The following is a 20,383-nucleotide window of genomic DNA, read 5'->3' on the forward strand; positions in this document are numbered from 1 at the left end:
CTACACGACGCTTTCCCGATCCCCGGGTGTGGAGTGCCGCCCCTCTCGCGTGTTCTACCGGGCTTCGGGACCTACTGGGCTTCGGGACCTACTGGGCTTCGGCTTCGCCCTCACCGGACTTGGCCAGCGCCACCGCGGGCGTGTCGGGCACCTCCGCGGGCTTCTCGCTCGGGGTGAACGTGAACTTCGCGTTCTCGCCCGCGCCTTCACCGTCCCAGCCCTCGACGTCGACGAGCACGATCTGACCGGAGCCGATCTCACCGAACAGGATCTTCTCGGAGAGCTGGTCCTCGATCTCACGCTGGATCGTGCGACGCAGCGGACGCGCACCGAGCACCGGATCGAATCCGCGCTTGGCGAGCAGCGACTTCGCCCGGTCGGTGAGCTCGATACCCATGTCCTTGTTCTTCAGCTGCGTCTCGACACGGCCGATCATCAGGTCGACCATCTCGATGATCTGATCCTGCGTCAGCTGGTGGAAGACGATGATGTCGTCGATACGGTTGAGGAACTCGGGCCGGAAGTGCTTCTTCAGCTCGTCGTGGACCTTGTTCTTCATCCGCTCGTAGTTCGACTCGTCGCCCTTGCCGGCGGTGAAACCGAGACCCACGGCCTTCGAGATGTCGGACGTACCGAGGTTCGAGGTGAAGATCAGCACCGTGTTCTTGAAGTCGACGGTGCGGCCCTGACCGTCGGTGAGACGGCCGTCCTCGAGGACCTGCAGGAGCGTGTTGTAGATCTCCTGGTGCGCCTTCTCGATCTCGTCGAAGAGCACGACGGAGAACGGCTTGCGACGCACCTTCTCGGTGAGCTGGCCGCCTTCCTCGTAGCCGACGTAGCCGGGAGGGGCACCGAACAGACGCGACGCGGTGAAGCGGTCGTGGAACTCGCCCATGTCGATCTGGATGAGTGCGTCGTCCTCGCCGAACAGGAAGTTCGCGAGGGCCTTCGACAGCTCGGTCTTGCCGACACCGGACGGACCCGCGAAGATGAACGACCCGGACGGACGCTTCGGGTCCTTCAGTCCGGCACGGGTACGGCGGATCGCCTTCGAGACCGCCTTGACGGCGTCCTCCTGACCGATGATCCGCTTGTGCAGCTCGTCCTCCATGCGAAGCAGACGCGTGGTCTCCTCCTCGGTGAGCTTGAACACCGGGATCCCGGTCCAGTTCGCGAGGACCTCGGCGATCTGCTCCTCGTCGACCTCGGCGACGACGTCGAGGTCGCCGGCACGCCACTGCTTCTCCCGCTCGGCGCGCTGGGCGACGAGCTGCTTCTCCTTGTCGCGCAGGCTCGCGGCCTTCTCGAAGTCCTGCGCGTCGATCGCCGATTCCTTCTCACGGCGGGCATCGGCGATCTTGTCGTCGAACTCGCGGAGGTCCGGCGGCGCGGTCATCCGGCGGATACGCATGCGCGCACCGGCCTCGTCGATGAGGTCGATCGCCTTGTCGGGCAGGAACCGGTCGTTGATGTAGCGGTCGGCGAGGGTCGCCGCGGAGACCAGCGCCTTGTCGGAGATGGACACTCGGTGGTGCGCCTCGTAGCGGTCGCGCAGGCCCTTGAGGATCTCGATGGTGTGCTCGACCGTCGGCTCACCCACCTGCACCGGCTGGAACCGGCGTTCGAGGGCGGCGTCCTTCTCGATGTACTTGCGGTACTCGTCGAGGGTGGTCGCGCCGATGGTCTGCAGTTCGCCGCGTGCCAGCTTCGGCTTCAGGATCGACGCCGCATCGATGGCACCCTCCGCCGCGCCCGCACCGACGAGCGTGTGCAGCTCGTCGATGAACAGGATGATGTCGCCGCGGGTGTTGATCTCCTTGAGGACCTTGCGCAGGCGCTCCTCGAAGTCACCGCGGTAGCGGCTACCCGCGACCAGCGAACCGAGATCGAGGGTGTAGAGCTGCTTGTCCTTGAGGGTCTCGGGCACCTCACCGTTGACGATGGCCTGCGCCAGACCTTCGACGACGGCGGTCTTACCGACACCGGGTTCGCCGATCAGCACGGGGTTGTTCTTGGTGCGACGCGACAGCACCTGCATGACCCGCTCGATCTCCTTGGCACGACCGATCACCGGGTCGAGCTTGCCTTCGAGGGCCGCCTGGGTGAGGTTGCGTCCGAACTGGTCGAGGACCAGCGAGGTGGAGGGGGTGCCGGCTTCGCTGCGGCTCGGGCCGGATTCCGCAGGTTCCTTCCCCTGATAACCGGACAGCAGCTGGATGACCTGCTGCCGGACCCGGTTGAGGTCGGCGCCGAGCTTGATGAGCACCTGCGCTGCGACACCCTCACCCTCACGGATGAGGCCCAGCAGGATGTGCTCGGTGCCGATGTAGTTGTGTCCGAGCTGCAGCGCCTCGCGCAGGCTCAGCTCGAGGACCTTCTTGGCACGGGGCGTGAACGGGATGTGACCGGACGGGGCCTGCTGCCCCTGACCGATGATCTCCTCGACCTGGCTGCGGACACCCTCCAGGGAGATCCCCAACGACTCGAGCGACTTGGCCGCCACGCCCTCACCCTCGTGGATGAGACCCAGGAGGATGTGCTCCGTGCCGATGTAGTTGTGGTTGAGCATCCTGGCCTCTTCCTGGGCCAGGACAACGACGCGCCGCGCGCGATCGGTGAACCTTTCGAACATCGCACTCCCTCACACTCTCGGCCGACGGATCCGATACGGGTGGTGTCCCGGACCCCGGCAGCCGCTATTCGCTCCGGCACTCGAGTCGTTCACAGGAACCCTGTGGAGGTTCCACGCTTCCACTCGACACTCTAGTGGCCGCGAAAACGACCCGCTCCCCCTCTACCCCCGAAATGGGCGGCGGAATTCCCGGTCACTGAAGGTAACGCTGCACGTGGCGCATACGTTTCCGCAACCTGTACGCCAGCAGCGAACACAACGCGCGCCGTGTCCCGGCCCGACGATCGGGGCCGGACACGGCGCGCAGGTACGCGGATCTGCTGCGGAGTCGACGCAGCGACGCTCAGTGCGCGTTGTTGTATGCCTCGATGATCTCGGCGGAGATCCGGCCGCGAGCCGACACCGCGTAGTCGTTCTCGCGTGCCCACTCACGAATCGCGGCGGTCTGTTCACGATCCGACGCGCGGGCCACCTTGCGTGCGGCGGGCGCGGCGGGCGCCGACTTCACGCGCTTGCGACCCCCGACTTTGCGTGCGTGCTGGATCCAGTACTCGAGCTGTTCGCGAAGAGCCGAAGCATTCTCCTCGGACAGGTCGATCTCGTAGGTCACTCCGTCGAGCCCGAACTCGACCGATTCGTCGGCAGCCGATTCCTGATCCACGTCATCGATGAGCGTGACGGTGACCTTCTTCGCCATGTGATGGGATTCCTCTCGAATGAAGAAATGCGCTTCCCCCCGCGGACGTGACCACGATACCCCGCAATTGGCGCGCGGCAATGAGAGACGGATTCCCGGAGAATTATCGTGCCGTCGGCTTCACAATCGGGAAGAGGATCGTTTCACGGATTCCGAGTCCGGTCAATGCCATGAGCAGCCGGTCGATTCCCATCCCGGTGCCCGTCGTCGGGGGCATGCCCTGTTCCATCGCGGCGAGGAAATCTTCGTCGAGGACCATTGCTTCGTCGTCACCGGCGGACGCCAGGCGCGCCTGGTCGACGAAACGCTCGCGCTGGATCACGGGATCGACGAGTTCCGAGTATCCGGTGGCGAGTTCGAACCCGCGCACATACAGATCCCATTTTTCGGTGACGCCGTGGACCGACCGATGATCGCGGGTCAGAGGGGAGGTCTCGACGGGGAAATCACGAACGAACGTCGGCTCGTTCAACTGGTCGCCGCACATGTGCTCCCAGAGTTCCTCGACGAGCTTTCCGTGTCCCCATCCCTTTCCTTCGGGAACGACGAGTCCGACCCGGCCTGCGAGCGCAGTGAGTTCCTCGACGGTCGTATCCGGCGTGACCTCGGTTCCGATCGCTTCCGAGAGGGACGGATACATTTCGAGGGTCTTCCATTCCCCACCGAAGTCGTATTCGCTGCCGTCGGCGAGGGTGACGACGTGGCTGCCGAAGACCGCGAGGGCGATCTCCTGAATGATCTCGCGGATCATCCGCGCCGAATCGTCGTACGTGCCGTACGCCTCGTATGTCTCGAGCATCGCGAATTCCGGGGAATGCGTCGAGTCGGCGCCCTCGTTGCGGAAATTGCGGTTGATCTCGAAGACCTTGTCGATTCCCCCGACGACGCATCGTTTCAGGAACAGCTCCGGGGCGATGCGCAGAAACAGATCCATGTCGAGCGCGTTCGAATGTGTGACGAACGGGCGGGCCGCCGCTCCACCGTGCAGGGTCTGCAGCATCGGGGTCTCTACCTCGAGGAACCCTCGCCGTTCGAGCGCATTGCGCAGTTCACGTACGACCGCCACCCGCAACCGGGCGTTCCGACGCGCTTCCGGGCGGACGATCAGATCGACGTACCGCTGCCGGACCCGGGTCTCCTCGTTCATCTCCTTGTGCGCGACCGGGAGCGGGCGCAGCGCCTTCGACGCCATGGCCCACGAGTCCGCCATGACGCTGAGTTCGCCGCGGCGGGAGCTGATGACCTCACCGTGCGCGAACACGAGATCACCGAGGTCGACGTCCGCCTTCCAGTTCGCGAGGGCGTCCTCACCGACACCGGCGAGGCTGACCATCACCTGCAGTTGGGTACCGTCGCCGTCCTGGAGCGTCGCGAAGCACAGTTTGCCGGTGTTGCGGAGGAAGATGACACGACCCGCGACACCCACGACGTCGCCGGTGGCGGTGTCGGCTTCGAGCTCCGGGTACTTCTCGCGGATCTCGGCGAGCGTGTGCGTGCGGGGCACGACGACCGGGTAGGCGTCCTTGCCGGCTGCCAGGAGTCGTTCGCGCTTCTCGCGGCGGACCCGGATCTGTTCGGGGGTGTCGTCGGGCTGCTGAACGCTGGCATCACTCACGGATAACCAGACTATCGGAAGGTTCTGCGACGACGGGTGTCAGCCGCCGGGTTGCGGCGCCACGGTCAGTGCGCGGTGACGCGGGCCACGTCGGCGGCGACGTGCCGGGCCGCGGCGACGGATCCCGACAGGTTCGCGGCCTTGATCGCGTCGAAACCCCCGGCGAGGTGCGTGACGCGGCGCAGGCCCCGCTTCTGCAGCGCGGCGACGACACGGTGCGACTCGGCACCGTCCGCCGACACCAGCACCCATTCGACGTCGTGGTCGACGGCGGCTGCGAGACGGCCGGGGTTCGCGGGGTCCAGGCGGGTGGCGACGAGGTCGGGGGCGATGGCGAGCGCGCCGGGCAGCGTGCCCTGCGCCCCCCGCTGATCGTTGCTGCGGATGTCGACGACGACGGCTCCGCGCATGACAGCAGCGGCCAGTTCGCTGGGGTAGGTGCGCTCGACGGCGAGCGGGAACAGCGGTACCGGGGCGCCCGCGGGCGTGGCGGACGAAACGGCGGGAGCAACGGTGACGGAAGCAAGCGCAGCGCGCATGAGAGAACTCCAGGAAGGTGTCGATGGTGGAGGCGGACGTCAGCCTCGACAACACTCCTGGATGCTCATGCAGCGGATCACGGAAAGCATTCTTACACAGGATCGCGCCGGGCGGAACCCTCGACGTCGTCACGGTGAGCGGCACCACGCGCTCCGCGGCGCGCCAGATTCCGTTCGTACACCAGTCGCAGACCTTCGAGCGTCAGATCCGGTTCGTGGTGCTCGATGGACCGCGACTCACGCAGGATCAACGGTGCGCTGTCGCCTGTCGCGATGACGGCCACATCGTCACCGTCGAACCCGGGCACCTCGGCACACACACGCTCGACCAGGCCGTCGACCATCCCGGCGAACCCGAAGACGGCCCCCGACTGCATGCACTCGACGGTGTTCTTGCCGACGACACTCCGCGGTCGGGTCAGTTCCACCTTCCGCAGCGCCGCGGACCGCGACGCGAGCGCATCCACCGAGATCTCGACGCCCGGCGCGATGGCCCCGCCGAGGAACTCCCCCTTCACCGAGACCACGTCTACGCACGTGGACGTCCCGAAATCCACGACGATGCAGGGGCCACCGTAGAAGTGGTGCGCGGCCAGACTGTTGACGATCCGGTCGGCCCCGACCTCCTTCGGATTGTCGACGAGCAACGGCACACCGGTCCGCACCCCGGGTTCGACGACGACGTGCGGCACCCGATCCCAGTACCGACCCAGCATCACGCGGATCTCCCGCAGCACCGACGGCACGGTGGACAACGCGGCGACACCGGTGATCTGCTCCACGTGTTCCCCGAGCAGACCGCGGAACGCGAACGCGAGTTCGTCGGCGGTCATCCGCGGGTCCGTGCGGATCCGCCAGTCGCGCATCAGCGAGGCGTGGGAGCCGCTACCCGTGAACAGACCGAGGACGATGTGGGAGTTGCGGACGTCGACGGCGAGGAGCACCGCTACACCAATGACGCGGAGTCGGCGTCGGCGTTCAGCGTCGCAAGCATCCGCGGCGTGATCAGGCCCGACCCGTCGGGTGCGTGCGCGGGATCGGTGCCGAGCTCGACCTGACGGTTGTCCGCGTCGACGAACACGACGCGCGGCGCATAATCCTTGCACTCCTGCTCGTTCATCACTCCGTACGCGATGAGGATGACGAGGTCACCGGGGCTCACGAGACGAGCCGCAGCACCGTTGATGCCGATGACACCCGAACCCCGTTCCCCGGCGATCACGTACGTCTCGAGGCGGTTGCCGTTGTCGATGTCGACGATGCACACCTGCTCGCCCTCGAGCAGATCCGCCGCGTCCATCAGGTCCTGGTCGACCGTGACCGAACCGACGTAGTGCAGATCGGCGTGCGTCACGGTGGCGCGATGGATCTTGGACTTCATCATGGTGCGGAACATGTTCTGCCTCGGTTTCTCTTTCTCCGTCGGGAATACTGTCAGCGCGTCAGCAGATCGTCTTCGGCGTCCGGGTCGACCGGACCGGTCGCCCGTTCGAGGAAACCCGTTCCGATCGCGACACCCACGTTGTCGATGAGCCGGGTGGTGCCCACCCGCGCCGCGACCAGCAACCGGCCGTCCCCCCGCTCCGGCGCCGGCCCGAGATCCGGGCCGCGCACCTCCAGGTAGTCGAGTTCGATCGAGGGAGCCGACGCGAGGACGTCGCGGGCGGCCGACAGGATCGCGTCGGCGCCGCCGGCCGCGGCATGTGCCCCCGCGACGAGCGCCGCCGACAGCACCGTCGCGATCTCACGCTGCTCGGGGTCGAGATAGCGGTTGCGCGAGGACAGCGCCAGCCCGTCGGATTCGCGGACCGTCGGCACCCCGACGATCCGGACGTCGAAGTTCAGATCGGTGACCATCTGACGGATCAACGCGAGCTGCTGGTAGTCCTTCTCACCGAAGAACGCGGCGTTCGGGGCCGCGATCTGCAGGAGTTTCGCGACGACCGTGAGCATGCCCGCGAAGTGGGTGGGGCGTGATCCACCTTCGAGATCGGCGCCGAGCGGACCCGGATGGATCATCGTGCGCTGCCCGTTCGGGTACATCGCCGCGACCGACGGAGCGAACACCAACTCCACCCCGGCCTCACTCAGCAGTGCGAGATCTGCGTCGAGGGTGCGCGGGTACGCGTCGAGGTCCTCGCCCGCACCGAACTGCAGCGGATTGACGAAGATCGACACCACCACGACGGCGCCGGTGAGCTTCGCCTGCCGGACCAGTTCGAGGTGACCCGAATGCAACGCACCCATGGTCGGAACGAGCGCGACCGTGCGGCCCACCCCCCGCAACGCCTTGGTGACCTTGGTCAGGGACGCGGGATCGTGGTGCACGGTCAGCTCACCGCGCACATACCCGCCCTGCCGAGTCTCACTCACCGTGACCAGTCCCTTCGAGAATCTCCATCAGTTGCGGATTCGCACCCGCCCGTTCCGCCGAACGCAACGACAACGCGCGGTAACCCGCGGCGATCCGCGGATCCACGTCCTCGAGCACCCGAAGGTGCGTGGCGACCGCGGACGCGTCGCCACGCGCGACCGGTCCGGTCAACGCCGCCGGGCCACGCCGCAGCACGTTGTCGAGCGCCGCCGTCAGCAGCGGGCGGATCACCCGCTCCGCCACGCCACCGGGCTCGGTGTCGACCAACTGCTGCCCGAGCAGTTCCTGCCCGCCGAGCGCGACCCGCAGCACCTCCACCGCATCGGACACCAACGTGATCAGGTGATTGCTGCCGTGTGCGAGCGCCGCGTGATACAGCGGGCGCATCTCCTCGGTCACCCGGACCGGTTCGCCGCCGATCTCCAACACCAGCGACTGAGCGATGGCGTAGCCGATCTCGTCGGCGGCCGTGATCCCGAAACACGCCGAACCGAGATGCACGGTGTCCTCGTCGTGGCCGGTGAACGTCATCGCGGGGTGGATCGCCAGCGGGGTCACACCGTGCTCCGTCAGCGGAGCGAGCACACCGACGCCGTGCGCACCGGAGGTGTGCACGACGATCGTCCCCGGCCGGACCGTTCCGGTCGCGGCGAGGCCGCGGACGAGACCGTCCAACTCGGTGTCGGGGACCGCGAGAATCAGCAGGTCACAGTGGGCGGCAACCTCGTCGACAGGAAGAACACGAGAGTCGGGCAGCCGGGTGCGGGCGCGCGCCTTCGACGCATCGGACACCGCCGCACAGGACCCGACGACATGGCCGACACGCTCGAGCGCCACTCCGAGCGCCGTGCCGACGCGGCCCGCCGAGACGATGCCGACGGACAGGCGAGCGGGTGCAGGCGCGTTGATGATCCCGAAGTCGTTCACGGGAGTCCTCTCGTTCGTTCCAGTCCCGCATGGCGGGTACCGGACGTATCGCCCGACAATAGCGCGCGGTGCGCGCACCGGACCATGCCGGGACGGCGTGATGTGCGCCTCACTCCGACGTGGACGACCTACCCGTCACCGCTCCGCGGACGGAACCGACTCACCGCTCCGCGGAGAGTGCCGCCATGATCTCCGCGACCGTACGGCCCTGCGACGCGCCACCGGGCTCCCCCTCCGCGCGACGGCGACGCGATCGTCGCCCGACCGGTTCGCCGTCTCCGCCACCGACAGTGGCCGCCTCGTCCTTCGCCGTACCGTGCGGCGACACCTCGGTGGTCTCCGCGGTCAACGGCTCGTCGTCCGGAGACGCGAACGCGGGCCCCGCCGGTCGCGGCGCCGTCACCTTCGGCGCCTTCACCGGGCCACCCGCATCGGCTCCGACAGGTCGTCCGGCGAGCTCCTTCACCCGCTCCGCGGTCGCCTGCAACGCGACACCGTCCTCCGGCAGCCTCCCGTCGAACAGCACCTCCAGGTTGCGGCGCAACGCCGCCAATTCGGTACGCAGAGCGGCCATCTCGTCGGCGTCGATCCGCAGCTCCGAACGCACCTTCTCCTCGACGGTGAGTTCGTACTCACGGCGAGCGGCGATCTCACGCTCGAGTTGCAACTCGTAGACGGTCTTCAGATCGTCGACCTTCGCCTTGTCCAGTGCGGATTCCCGACGGTACTTCGTCATCGCGATCGCACCGACCGTCGCGGCCCACAGAGCCACCACGACCGCGACGCGGAGAAGCTGCACACTGTCGCTGAGCACGAGTAGCAACGACGCAGCCATCGCCAACGCGAGCAGTCCGGCGACCGCGACCGACCCGGCGCTACGCCATTGCCGACGATTCCTGCTGCCCCGCCCAGGAAAGACCATGTCTTCCAGCGTACTGGTCCCACGAGCGAGCCGGGTGCGCCCGGCACACACGCCACAACGACGCCGGGCGCGGTGCCCTCAGGTCACAGCCGCGGAGGCACCCATGTCGCAGGCCCACGCATTCATGTCGCAGGCTCCGAGGGCTCGTCCGGGTCCTCCGGTGTCCGACAACAGTGTTCGAGCCACAGTGCCGCCGCGACCAGCACCACCCCGGCGATCGCGCCGACGAGCACCCCCGACGCGTCCTCCGATGCCGCGCGCACCGTCGCGCGCTGCGGGACCAGGAACAACAGGAAGCCCACCCACACGCCGGCGCTGGCCGCCCCGACGAGCGCCGACGCCTTCGCCAGCGCCACCGCACGGGCCGCGGTGATCGGGTGCAGTTGCCCGCGGCCGTCCCCGATCCGGTGTTTGCGCACCCGCGAACGGATCATGAAGGCGAGAACGACTTCGATCGCGGCGACGACGTACAGCGACGCACCGGCGTACACCGGGATCGGTGGCAAGGTGCCGTACATCGACCGCACGAGAATCCACGCGACGACAGCCGCGAGCACCGCGAGGGCGAACAGATCGCGGATCCGAGTCGTCTCGAGCACCCGTCGCCTCCTATGCCGATCCGCCGGCAGGTCCATCGGCGGGCCCGTCGGCCGTCCCACCGGTGGTCACCGTATCCGTCGGATCGAGATCGCTGGGCCGCACACCGTCGCGCTCGGCGTCGTCGAGATCCCCGAGCCACTGCGCGACCGGCCGGGACACACCGGCGACGGTCAGCATCGCGTCCGGGTCCACGTCCAGCCACGGCACCAGCACGAACGCACGCTCGTGGGCACGCGGATGCGGAAGCACCAGTTCGGGATCGTCGCTGACCACGCTGCCCGCCGAAGTCTCGCACACGATCACGTCGACATCCAGGCTGCGCGGCCCCCAGCGTTGCACACGGACCCGGTCCGCGGCCGATTCGAGTTCGCGGCCCACCCGGAGCCAGTCGTACGCGTCGAACCCGTCGTCCTCCGCCACCACGACGGCGTTGAGGAAATCGTCCTGCTCCACACCGCCCCACGGTGCCGTCGTGTACACCGGCGACACCGCCCGCACACGCGGACCGAGCGCGACGACGACCGACCGCAGGTGGGCGATCCGGTCGCCGAGGTTCGATCCGATCGACAGGACGGCCCGGCTCATGCGCGGTCCCTGCGACGGTCGACAACCACCGCGACGTCGGTGAAGGTCAGCGGGATCGGCGCCGACGGCTTGTGCACCGTGACCTCCACCCGCGACGCCCGCGGATCGGTGAGCACCCCGTCGGCGATCTCCCCCGCGACCGTCTCGATGAGGTCGCGGGTCGGCCCCGCGACGACCGCCGCGGCACGTTCGGCGAGGCTCCCGTAGTCGAGCGTGTCGGCGAGCGCATCGCTCGCCCCGGCGGGAGCGAGATCGATCCAGACGACGATGTCGACGAGGAACTCCTGCCCGTCACGCTTCTCGTGGTCGAACACCCCGTGGTTGCCGCGGACGCGCAGACCCCTCAGTTCGATGCGGTCACCCGACCGCGTTCCCACGTTCACCGTCGCGCTCCTTCCGCACTGCCGTGTCGCCACGCCCCGGCCACAGCCAGGGCATCACGCGACGCCTGCACGTCGTGCACACGCACACCCCAGGCCCCGTGCACGGCCGCCAACGCCGACACCACCGCCGTCGCGACCTCGCGACCGGCGGGCGGACGCGGGGTGCCGTCGGGTGCCGCGAGGAGCGAACCGAGGAAGCGTTTGCGGGACGCGCCGATCAGCACCGGGAACCCCAGGTCGGTCAGCTCCGGAAGCCGCTGCAGCAATTCCCAGTTGTGGTCGGGCTCCTTCACGAACCCCAGTCCGGGATCGAGGATGATGTTGTCCCGCGCCACACCTGCGGCGACCGCGACGTCGACCTGTGTGAGCAGTTCGTCGCGAACCTCACCGACCACGTCGTCGTAGTGGGTGCTGCCGCCCGCGTGCACGAACCCGCCGGTGGGTCGCCAGTGCATGAGGATCCACGGAACACCGGCGGACGCGACGACCGGCGCCATGTCGGCATCCGCGCGTCCACCCGACACGTCGTTGACGATCGCCACCCCGGCGTCGATGGCTGCGGCCGCGACCGACGCGCGCATCGTGTCGACGCTGGTGGGGATCCCCGCCGCCGACAACGCCGCGACGACCGGCACGACGCGGGCCGCCTCGACGTCCGGTTCGACGCGCGCCGCGCCGGGACGGGTCGACTCTCCGCCCACGTCGACGACGTCGACACCGAGATCCCGCAGTTCGAATCCCCGCGCGATCGCCGCGTCACGGTCGAGATAACGTCCGCCGTCCGAGAACGAGTCGCTGGTCACGTTGAGGACGCCCATCACCACGGGCCGTCGGAGATCGGGAAGCACGCTCACCGGCGCAGGATGAGGTCCAGCGCTTCGGCGCGCGAAGCCGAACTGGTCTGGAACAGTCCGCGCACCGCCGACGTGGTGGTGCTGGCGCCCGGTTTACGGATCCCGCGCATGGCCATGCACAGATGCTCCGCCTCGACCACCACGATGGCGCCTCGCGGCTCGAGTTTGCGCACCAGCGCGTCGGCGATCTGGCTGGTCAGCCGTTCCTGGACCTGCGGCCGCTTGGCATACAGATCGACGAGACGAGCCAGCTTCGACAGGCCCGTCACCCGACCGGTCGGCCCCGGGATGTAACCGACGTGGGCGACACCGTGGAAGGACACGAGGTGATGCTCGCACGTCGAGTACATGGGGATGTCCCGCACCAGGACCAACTCCTGGTGCCCCTCGTCGAACGTGGTGTTGAGTACTTCGTCCGGATCGGTGAACAGACCCGCGAACACCTCGTGGTAGGCGCGCGCGACACGGGCGGGGGTGTCGCGCAGTCCTTCACGGTCCGGGTCCTCACCGACCGCGACGAGCAGTTCACGCACCGCTGCCTCGGCGCGGGCCCGATCGAACGGGCGACCCGTCGACAGGCTCGTCCGCTCGCTTTCGGCCTCCGACACGTTCTCGGTGTCCGAGTTCAGGTGGTTCAGCGACACCCGACCGTCCTCCACTCTCGATTCAACTGGTACCGGCACACACCCGCCGACGATCAGCGCTGGCCGGTCGGGCCTTCCCACGGCTGCGTGGGCGGCTGCGGGTTCGCGCGACCGTCGTCCTGCGCGTCGTCGGCGCCGGAAGCGGATTCGCCCTGCGGGGTCAAGTCAGGGTAGCCGCGGGGGAAGCTCTGTCCCTGTGCGCCCGCCTGCTCCTGGGTCTCCCGCGGCGGCCAGCCGGGTGCCGACCAACCGGCCGGAGCGCCGTAATCGGGTCGGGTCGCGTGTCGCGGCCCGCCACCGTACTGGGCGGGATATCCCGGGAACGGCTCGGAGGCCGGTGCCTGCTGCTGCTGCGGTGTCTGCTGCGGAGCCGCGGCACCGTTCGGAGCGTGCTGCTCCGGCGCTCCGTACCCGTACTGGGCGGGCTGTCCGCCTGCCTGCTGTTGCCCACCGCTGTGCTCCGCGGGCGGGAACTGCTGGGTCGTCGGCACGGGCTGGGCCTGCGCACCCGGGTACGGGACGGCCGGCTGCTGCGGCGGCGCGAACTGTTCCGTCGGCTGCGGCGGCGCGGGCTGCTTCTGCAGTTGCGGCGGCTGCGGCGCACCCGGTTCGGGCGGCCACGGTTCCCCACGTTCGGCAGCGAGCTCACCCGGAGTCTTGATCGGCGGCTTGTCGGACGGAATGCGCTCACCGAAATCATCGAACGTCGTGATCCGCGGGCGCTTCTCCACCGACGCGAGGATCCGCTCGAGATCCTTGCGGGTGAGGGTCTCGTGTTCGAGGAGTTCGCCGGCGAGCACGTCGAGCGCGTCGCGGTACTCGTTGAGGATCGACCACGCTTCGGTGTGGGCGGCCTCGATGAGGTTGCGCACCTCCTCGTCGATCTCGCGGGCCACCTCGTGCGAGTAGTCGGATGCCTGTCCCATCGACCGTCCGAGGAACGGATCGCCCTGTTCCTGGCCGTACCGCACCGCACCGAGCCGCGCACTCATGCCGTACTCGGTGACCATCGCCCGGGCGATCTTCGTCGCCTGATCGATGTCGGAGGAGGCACCGGTCGTCGGCTCGCGGAAGACGAGTTCCTCCGCGGCGCGACCACCCATCGCCATCACCAGACGCGCGATCATCTCGGACCGCGTCATCAGGCCCTTGTCGTCCTCGGGAACTGTCATCGCGTGACCACCGGTGCGACCGCGAGCGAGGATGGTGACCTTGTAGACGGGTTCGATGTCGGGCATCGCCCACGCCGCCAGGGTGTGACCACCCTCGTGATAGGCGGTGATCTTCTTCTCGTGTTCGCTGATGATGCGGCTCTTGCGGCGGGGACCGCCGATGACCCGGTCGACGGACTCCTCGAGGATCGCCTCCGTGATCACCGTGCCGTTCTCGCGAGCCGTGAGCAGCGCGGCCTCGTTCACGACGTTGGCGAGGTCGGCGCCCGACATGCCGACGGTGCGCTTGGCCAGACCGTCGAGGTCGGTGCCGGACGCGATCGGCTTGCCCTTCGAGTGCACCGCGAGAATCGCGCGCCGACCGGCCAGATCGGGATTGCTCACCGGGATCTGCCGGTCGAAACGGCCGGGGCGCAGCAGTGCCGGGTCGAGGATGTCGGGCCGGTTCGTGGCGGCGATCAGGATGATCCCCTGCCGGTCGCCGAAGCCGTCCATCTCCACCAGCAACTGGTTCAGGGTCTGCTCACGCTCATCGTGACCACCGCCGAGACCGGCGCCGCGCTGACGACCGACGGCGTCGATCTCGTCGACGAAGATGATGCACGGCGAGTTCTGCTTGGCCTGCTCGAACAGGTCGCGCACGCGGGAGGCACCGACACCGACGAACATCTCGACGAAATCCGATCCGGAGATGGTGAAGAACGGCACCCCGGCCTCACCTGCGACGGCGCGCGCCAGCAACGTCTTGCCGGTCCCCGGCGGGCCGTACAGCAGGACACCCTTGGGGATCTTCGCGCCCAACGCCTGGTATCGCGACGGGTTCTGCAGGAAGTCCTTGATCTCGTAGAGCTCTTCGACGGCCTCGTTCGCGCCGGCCACATCGGCGAACGTCGTCTTCGGCATGTCCTTCGACAGCTGCTTCGCCTTGGACTTGCCGAAGCCCATCATGCCGCCGCGACCACCACCTTGCATGCGGCTCATGACGAAGAAGAACACACCGAGCAGGATGATCATCGGCAGGACGAACAGCAGGATCGACGACAACCAGCTCTCCTGCGTGACCTGCGTGTCGAACGACTGGGCGCCGGACGCGGCGACCTTGTCGAAGATCTGCTCGGACGCCGACGCCGGGTACTTCGCGATGATCTCGGTGCTGCCGCCGGTGTCGTCGTTGCCGCTGTCGAGCCACAACCGCACCTGCTGCTCGCGATCGTCGATCCGCGCCTCGGTGACATTGTCGGCATCGAGTTGCGCGATCGCGACGGAGGTGTCGACCTTCGTGAATCCGCGGGTGTCGTCACCGAAGTAGCTGAAGGCGTAGATGACCAACAGGATGCCGAGGACAATCGCCAGATTACGGAACACTGTCTTGCGGTTCATACAGGTTCGGCCTCGCGGGCCGGTCCTTTCGATAGTGCGGTCGTCGGTGTGGTCGTCCCACCGCAGCGTGAGCGTGCGACGCGGTGGTTCGGTCGCCCCGCCACGCGAGGTGATCGAACAGGCACAGCAAGGTTACCGCGTGGCGACGACCTGTCGCTGCCACGCGGTGGACCACCCCGGACACACAACGCACGGAACCGGCCGGATGGTTCCCGCACGCCCGGATCTCGACGCGACGCCGCCGATCGGAACGTCCCTATCCGCCGTTGTAGACCTTCGGATCGAGCGTGCCGATGTACGGCAGATCGCGGTACCGCTCGTCGTAGTCGAGACCGTAGCCGACCACGAACTCGTCCGGGATGTCGAATCCCACATCGGCGACCTCGACGTCGATCTTGACCGCCTCCGGCTTGCGGAGCAGCGTGACCACCTCGAGCGACGCGGGGTTGCGCGTGGACAGGTTGCGGATGAGCCAGGACAGGGTCAGACCCGAGTCGATGATGTCCTCGACGATCAGCACATTGCGTCCCGCGATGTCCTTGTCGAGGTCCTTGAGGATGCGCACCACACCGGACGACGAGGTCGACGAACCGTACGAACTGACGGCCATGAACTCCATCTGGGTGGGGATCGGCATGGCCCGCGCGAAGTCGGTCATGAAGAAGATCGCGCCCTTGAGAACACCGATGAGCAGCAGATCACCTTCGGGTGCACCCACCGGGTATCGCGCCGCGATCGATTCCGCGAGTTCCGCGGTGCGCTTCCTGATCTGCTCCTCGGAGATCAACACCGACGCTATGTCGTTCTCGTACACCGACTTGTCCCTACCTTCCCTCAGTCGTCCGAGCCCTCGGTCGTCCGAGCGGCACGGGCGACGAACTCCGTACTCAGCGTGCCACGCCGCCGGATCACGACCAACCGGGTCCCCGCTTCCGGACCGCGACCGACGGCGACCGGCCCCTGCCCGCGCCACCGCACGAGCAACTCGTCGACGGCGCGGAGCGAACGGTCCGTCAGTGCCGTGGCGCCGCGAGTCAGCAGCCACGCGCGCACCGCGCGTCGACGCACCGCGGGCGGCGCCGCCGACAGCACGGCGATGTCCGGTCCCGCGCCGTGGGAGTCGGTGCCGGAGGCAGCCGCGTCGAGCGCCTCCTCGAGCAATGCGGCGGCGTCGGCATCGAGGACGTCTCCGTCCTCCCGCAACTGCACCGCCGTTCGGGCCAGGGATTCCGCGACCCCACCGCCGAGCACGTCCTCGAGCAGTGGCAACACCTCCGCGCGCAGGCGCACCCGGGTGAATCGCGGGTCCGCGTTGTGCGGATCCTCGTACGGTCGGTAGCCGAGGTCCGCGCACATCTGCCGCGTCTGCGTCCTGCGCACACCCAGCAGGGGCCGTCCCCACGGGTCGTCGAACTCGGCCATCCCGCGGATCGACCGGGGGCCCGACCCGCGCCCCAGACCGAGCAGCACGGACTCGGCCTGATCGTCGAGGGTGTGGCCGAGCAGGACCGGGCGTCCGGCCCGGTTCTCGTCCAGTGCGCGATAGCGGGCGGTGCGGGCCGCGGCCTCCGGCCCGCCCCCACCCGTGACGTCGACTGCCACGACGGTCGCGGACACGCAACCGCGGTCCCTCGCGAACTCCGCGGCACGCGCCGCGACCTCACCCGAGCCGTCCTGGAGTCGGTGATCGACGATCACGGCGTGTACCGCATCGGCCTCCGCGACCGCCGCGACGGTCAGCGCTGCCGAGTCCGCGCCGCCGGACAACGCGACGGTCACCTCCCGTACACCGTGCGCCGCCACCCAGGAACGCACCGCGACACGCACGCGGTGGACGGCGGGAGTCTCCGGCGGCAGGGGTGCGGGCTGCGCGGACACGCTCAGCCCGGAACCCGGGCGATCCACAGGTCCGGGTCGTCGATCTCGGGGAGGGTCGGCAGCATCTCCGCACTGCTCCACACCGTGTTGAAGCGCTCCATCCCGACCTTCCCGACGACGGTGTCGACGAACCTCTTGCCGTGCACGTACTGGGCCATCTTCGCGTCCATCCCGAGCAGGACGCGGATGAGCCGGTGCACCGGATTGCTGCTTCGTCGACGTCGATTGTCGAATGCCCGGCGGATACGGGCCACGGACGGGACCACCGACGGTCCCACTGCGTCCATGACGTGATCGGCGTGGCCCTCGAGCAACGTGCCGAGCGCGAGCATCCGGTCGAGGGCCTCGCGCTGCGGCTGCGCCTGCAGGGTCCGCACGAATCCGAGCACTCCTCGGCGACCGACCGGTCCGTCCTCGCCGCGCAGGTCGCGCACCGCGGTCACGAGGCGACCGGCGACGGTCGTGAACGGCTCGTCGACGGCATCGGCGAGGGTCGCAGCGGATTCGCGCATCATGTCGGCCATCCACGGGGCCCGATCGAACTGCACCCGGTGCGTCACCTCGTGCAGGCACACCCACAACCGGAAATCCGCGGTGGGTACCTTCAGTGCGCGTTCGACGGCGACGACGTTCGGTGCGACCAACAGCAGCGTCCGCGAGAAGGGGTCGTACTGGCCCAGGACCGCGGAGGACAGATACGCGAGCATCGCGCCGGCCTGCACACCCGCGGGCTTCGCGGCCCACGACCCGCTGTCGTCGGAGCCGGTCAGATCGGACATGGACGCGGCTGCAGCGCGGACCCACGCGGCCCGGTCCACGACCTGCGCGGGCGGCGGCACGTGTCCCGGGTCGCCCAGGCCCGTCAACTCGCGTACCGGGGCCTCCGCGCGTTCGGCGGCGGACGCCAGTTCGGCGAGGGCCGTAGCGCGCGTGTAATCGGACATCGCAGGGCCGGGCCGGGCCAGACGGGCGCCGACGTCCGCCGCGACATGCCAGTCGATCGCGTCGGACAGTCCCCGCTCGGTCCCGCTCATCGGCATCCGCACCCGCGGAGGACGGAGGCGACCGCGTCGAGCGCCGGACGCGCCTCGTGCGGGGGACGTTCGTTGGAGACGAGGGCGAACGACAGGACCCGACCGTCGACGTCGACGACGTATCCGGTCAGACCGCTGACGAGATCGAGCGTGCCGGTCTTGGCGCGCACCCAGCCGGCACCGGCCCGGTTGACGGCACCGTAGCGGTCGGCGAGGGTGCCGGTCGCGCCGGCGACGGGCAGGTCGTCGAGCAGCGGACGCAGATCGCTGCGGTCCGGGTCGGCGGCGGCGGCGACGATCGCGTCGAGCAGCCTCGCCGGGATCCGATTGTCGACGGACAGCCCGCTGACGTCGTGGAGGACGACTCCCGTCGTGTCGAAACCGGCGTCCGCGAGGGTGGCCAGCACACCGTCGACGGCACCGGTGAACGAGACCGGCCGACCGGTTGCAGCCGCCACCTCCCGTCCCACCGCCTCGGCGAGCACATTGTCGGAGTGCACGATCATCTGGCCGAGTCGGTCGCGCAGCGGCGCCGACTGCACCGTCGCCAACGGTGCGGACCCGGCTGCGGCGGAGCCGAGCGCGACGGTCGCGGGGTCGGCCCCCAGCGCGACGGCGAGGGCTCGCCCGGCGTCGAGTGCGGGAGTGGCGCTGCGCGGGGGTTCCGCCGCCGCGGGATCGGATCGCGCGCCGTCGAGCATGACGGGTTCGAGCGGGGCGATGTATCCACCGGCGACGTCCTCGGGAAACCAGCCCCGCGCGAGGGTGTCGCCGCTGTATGCACCCACGTCGACGAGCACGGTGTCGACGGGCACTCCCGCGTCCCGGATCTGCCGGGCCAGATCGTCGATGTGCGGGGCGCCGGGATAGAACCCGTCGGTGCCGACGGGCAGTGCGGTCACGGTGGGATCGCCACCGCCGACCAGAACCACCTCGCCGGGACGCGCCCCCTGGACGACGCGTGTGTCGACCCGGTGGTCGGCGGGCAGTGCGAGCACCGCGGCCGCCGCCGTGAGCACCTTCGTCGTCGATGCGGGCACCATCGGACGGTCGGCGTCGCGCTGCCACAGGACGGTCCCGGTCGTCGTGTCGGTGATCGACCCGGAGAACTCACCCAGCGCGGGATTCGCGAGGGCCGCGCCGAGCGCAGCGGCCAGTCCCTGCGGGGTCGGGGCGGGTTCGGCGCCGGTGACCGCGGTGACGCGAGGATCCGCGACGACCGGTGCCGGTTCCGGCACGACCGCCGCGCTCGCGGTGGTGCGCACGTCGTACACCGCGAAGGCGCCGCCGACGACGAGCGCGAGCAGACCGGCACCCCAGATCGCGAGCAGGATCCGGAAACTCCGGCGTCGACGCGCAACCTGCGCGCCCTGCTTCTTGGTCTTGTCCTGCCCCGCCAACACGCCTCCGCTGCATCCGCCACTCGCGCGTCCCCGGCGGGGAGCCCCGGTGGTCCGGTACCTGCGTCCTACAGCGTAGCGCCGAGACCGTTATCCTCTGACCCGACCATCGCCGCAGATGCGGCCGTCCCGGCGACGGCGCGTCGGCAGAGCGAAACACAACGATCGAGTGAGGCAACGCGTGGAGTTCGAGGTCACCATCGAGATCCCCAAGGGGCAGCGCAACAAGTACGAGGTGGATCACGAAACCGGTCGGGTCAAGCTGGACCGCTACCTCTACACGTCGTTCGGCTACCCCGCCGACTACGGCTACATCGAGAACACCCTCGGTGAGGACGGCGATCCGCTGGACTGCCTGGTTCTGCTGCCGGAGTCGGTGTACCCGGGTGTGATCGTCGAGGCGCGCCCGGTCGGCATGTTCAAGATGGTCGACGAGGCCGGCGGCGACGACAAGGTGCTGGCCGTTCCGGCGGGTGACCCGCGGTGGGATCACATCCAGGACATCACCGACGTCCCGCAGTTCGAACTCGACGCCATCAAGCACTTCTTCGTCCACTACAAGGACCTCGAGCCCGGCAAGCACGTCGAGGCCGCGGACTGGGCCGGTCGTGCCGAGGCAGAGGCCGAGTACACCGCGTCGGTGGAGCGTCTGAAGAACAGCGGGCACTGACCCCGCGGGGGGCATCCGCCGTTTCCTGCCGTTTCCCCCGTTTTCCTGAGCGAAGGGTACGTCCGATCGATCGGATC

Annotated in this window: 20 protein-coding genes; 1 reads left to right on the forward strand and 19 read right to left on the reverse strand. The window is 68.7% G+C overall.

The genetic code is table 11. The features are described 5' to 3' along the window. Window positions 1-88 precede the first annotated feature (88 nt). From LDQ05_RS15940 to dacB, 19 genes are all read right to left on the reverse strand, one after another. Window positions 89-2,632: an ATP-dependent Clp protease ATP-binding subunit gene (locus LDQ05_RS15940; protein WP_226437936.1), complete on the reverse strand. Its 2,544-nt coding sequence runs from the start codon at window positions 2,630-2,632 to the stop codon at window positions 89-91. 343 nt (window positions 2,633-2,975) lie between these two features. Next, on the reverse strand, window positions 2,976-3,329 hold the full coding sequence (locus LDQ05_RS15945; protein ID WP_226437937.1) for a histone-like nucleoid-structuring protein Lsr2: 354 nt from the start codon (window positions 3,327-3,329) through the stop codon (window positions 2,976-2,978). Window positions 3,330-3,432: 103 nt separating this feature from the next. Further along, window positions 3,433-4,944 carry a lysine--tRNA ligase gene (lysS, locus tag LDQ05_RS15950; RefSeq protein ID WP_226437938.1) on the reverse strand — a complete coding sequence of 504 codons (1,512 nt, stop codon included), beginning with the start codon at window positions 4,942-4,944 and terminating at the stop codon, window positions 3,433-3,435. 65 nt (window positions 4,945-5,009) lie between these two features. After that, the gene (locus LDQ05_RS15955; protein WP_226437939.1) at window positions 5,010-5,483 is read right to left on the reverse strand and encodes a rhodanese-like domain-containing protein; all 474 of its coding nucleotides are present in this window, start codon (window positions 5,481-5,483) and stop codon (window positions 5,010-5,012) included. Between the two features lie 92 nt (window positions 5,484-5,575). Continuing rightward, window positions 5,576-6,427, reverse strand: a complete 852-nt coding sequence (locus tag LDQ05_RS15960) for a type III pantothenate kinase (protein WP_226437940.1) — start codon at window positions 6,425-6,427, stop codon at window positions 5,576-5,578. Between the two features lie 2 nt (window positions 6,428-6,429). Next, entirely contained in the window at window positions 6,430-6,879 is a 450-nt protein-coding gene (panD, locus tag LDQ05_RS15965) for an aspartate 1-decarboxylase (RefSeq protein WP_226437941.1), read from the reverse strand. 38 nt (window positions 6,880-6,917) lie between these two features. Then, entirely contained in the window at window positions 6,918-7,856 is a 939-nt protein-coding gene (panC, locus tag LDQ05_RS15970) for a pantoate--beta-alanine ligase (protein WP_226437942.1), read from the reverse strand. Beyond that, on the reverse strand, window positions 7,849-8,784 hold the full coding sequence (locus tag LDQ05_RS15975) for a Rossmann-like and DUF2520 domain-containing protein (RefSeq protein WP_226437943.1): 936 nt from the start codon (window positions 8,782-8,784) through the stop codon (window positions 7,849-7,851). Before LDQ05_RS15975 ends, panC begins: the two co-directional genes overlap by 8 nt. Before the next feature lie 160 nt (window positions 8,785-8,944). Then, window positions 8,945-9,706 (reverse strand): DUF6779 domain-containing protein, encoded by a 762-nt coding sequence (locus LDQ05_RS15980; RefSeq protein WP_226437944.1) that lies wholly within the window; start codon window positions 9,704-9,706, stop codon window positions 8,945-8,947. A gap of 122 nt (window positions 9,707-9,828) precedes the next feature. Then, complete coding sequence (locus LDQ05_RS15985) at window positions 9,829-10,305, reverse strand: DUF3180 domain-containing protein (RefSeq protein ID WP_226437945.1); 477 nt, start codon at window positions 10,303-10,305, stop codon at window positions 9,829-9,831. Window positions 10,306-10,315: 10 nt separating this feature from the next. Then, window positions 10,316-10,891 carry a 2-amino-4-hydroxy-6-hydroxymethyldihydropteridine diphosphokinase gene (gene folK, locus LDQ05_RS15990; protein ID WP_226437946.1) on the reverse strand — a complete coding sequence of 192 codons (576 nt, stop codon included), beginning with the start codon at window positions 10,889-10,891 and terminating at the stop codon, window positions 10,316-10,318. Further along, window positions 10,888-11,268 (reverse strand): dihydroneopterin aldolase, encoded by a 381-nt coding sequence (gene folB, locus LDQ05_RS15995; protein ID WP_226437953.1) that lies wholly within the window; start codon window positions 11,266-11,268, stop codon window positions 10,888-10,890. The genes folK and folB overlap by 4 nt, the downstream gene beginning before the upstream one ends. A gap of 2 nt (window positions 11,269-11,270) precedes the next feature. After that, window positions 11,271-12,092 (reverse strand): dihydropteroate synthase, encoded by an 822-nt coding sequence (folP, locus tag LDQ05_RS16000; protein ID WP_264185138.1) that lies wholly within the window; start codon window positions 12,090-12,092, stop codon window positions 11,271-11,273. Between the two features lie 32 nt (window positions 12,093-12,124). Then, the gene (gene folE / locus LDQ05_RS16005) at window positions 12,125-12,772 is read right to left on the reverse strand and encodes a GTP cyclohydrolase I FolE (protein ID WP_372461134.1); all 648 of its coding nucleotides are present in this window, start codon (window positions 12,770-12,772) and stop codon (window positions 12,125-12,127) included. A 53-nt stretch (window positions 12,773-12,825) separates the two neighbouring features. Continuing rightward, window positions 12,826-15,324: an ATP-dependent zinc metalloprotease FtsH gene (gene ftsH / locus LDQ05_RS16010; RefSeq protein ID WP_226437948.1), complete on the reverse strand. Its 2,499-nt coding sequence runs from the start codon at window positions 15,322-15,324 to the stop codon at window positions 12,826-12,828. A 256-nt stretch (window positions 15,325-15,580) separates the two neighbouring features. Beyond that, the gene (gene hpt, locus LDQ05_RS16015; RefSeq protein ID WP_226437949.1) at window positions 15,581-16,138 is read right to left on the reverse strand and encodes a hypoxanthine phosphoribosyltransferase; all 558 of its coding nucleotides are present in this window, start codon (window positions 16,136-16,138) and stop codon (window positions 15,581-15,583) included. A gap of 20 nt (window positions 16,139-16,158) precedes the next feature. Further along, window positions 16,159-17,229, reverse strand: coding sequence for a tRNA lysidine(34) synthetase TilS (gene tilS, locus LDQ05_RS16020; RefSeq protein ID WP_226437950.1), 1,071 nt, complete (start codon window positions 17,227-17,229; stop codon window positions 16,159-16,161). Next, window positions 17,205-18,236: an Rv3626c family coenzyme F420 biosynthesis-associated protein gene (locus LDQ05_RS16025; protein WP_372461135.1), complete on the reverse strand. Its 1,032-nt coding sequence runs from the start codon at window positions 18,234-18,236 to the stop codon at window positions 17,205-17,207. The genes tilS and LDQ05_RS16025 overlap by 25 nt, the downstream gene beginning before the upstream one ends. After that, window positions 18,233-19,639, reverse strand: a complete 1,407-nt coding sequence (dacB, locus tag LDQ05_RS16030) for a D-alanyl-D-alanine carboxypeptidase/D-alanyl-D-alanine endopeptidase (protein ID WP_226437952.1) — start codon at window positions 19,637-19,639, stop codon at window positions 18,233-18,235. The genes LDQ05_RS16025 and dacB overlap by 4 nt, the downstream gene beginning before the upstream one ends. A gap of 178 nt (window positions 19,640-19,817) precedes the next feature. On the opposite strand from dacB, the gene LDQ05_RS16035 reads away from it, so the two are divergent. Further along, window positions 19,818-20,306: an inorganic diphosphatase gene (locus LDQ05_RS16035; RefSeq protein WP_226437955.1), complete on the forward strand. Its 489-nt coding sequence runs from the start codon at window positions 19,818-19,820 to the stop codon at window positions 20,304-20,306. Window positions 20,307-20,383 lie beyond the last annotated feature (77 nt).

Origin of the sequence: Rhodococcus yananensis (assembly GCF_020515525.1) — a bacterium.
Classification (GTDB): Bacteria; Actinomycetota; Actinomycetes; order Mycobacteriales; family Mycobacteriaceae; genus Rhodococcus; species Rhodococcus yananensis.

What these genes read in the sequence shown, in the direction of transcription:
- LDQ05_RS15940 (WP_226437936.1), bottom strand. Translation starts at nt 2,632, where the DNA reads ATGTTCGAAAGGTTCACCGATCGCGCGCGGCGCGTCGTTGTCCTGGCC.
- LDQ05_RS16025 (WP_372461135.1), bottom strand. Translation starts at nt 18,236, where the DNA reads ATGAGCGGGACCGAGCGGGGACTGTCCGACGCGATCGACTGGCATGTC.
- LDQ05_RS15955 (WP_226437939.1), bottom strand. Translation starts at nt 5,483, where the DNA reads ATGCGCGCTGCGCTTGCTTCCGTCACCGTTGCTCCCGCCGTTTCGTCC.
- LDQ05_RS15980 (WP_226437944.1), bottom strand. Translation starts at nt 9,706, where the DNA reads ATGGTCTTTCCTGGGCGGGGCAGCAGGAATCGTCGGCAATGGCGTAGC.
- folK (WP_226437946.1), bottom strand. Translation starts at nt 10,891, where the DNA reads ATGAGCCGGGCCGTCCTGTCGATCGGATCGAACCTCGGCGACCGGATC.
- ftsH (WP_226437948.1), bottom strand. Translation starts at nt 15,324, where the DNA reads ATGAACCGCAAGACAGTGTTCCGTAATCTGGCGATTGTCCTCGGCATC.
- panD (WP_226437941.1), bottom strand. Translation starts at nt 6,879, where the DNA reads ATGTTCCGCACCATGATGAAGTCCAAGATCCATCGCGCCACCGTGACG.
- LDQ05_RS15945 (WP_226437937.1), bottom strand. Translation starts at nt 3,329, where the DNA reads ATGGCGAAGAAGGTCACCGTCACGCTCATCGATGACGTGGATCAGGAA.
- folP (WP_264185138.1), bottom strand. Translation starts at nt 12,092, where the DNA reads ATGGGCGTCCTCAACGTGACCAGCGACTCGTTCTCGGACGGCGGACGT.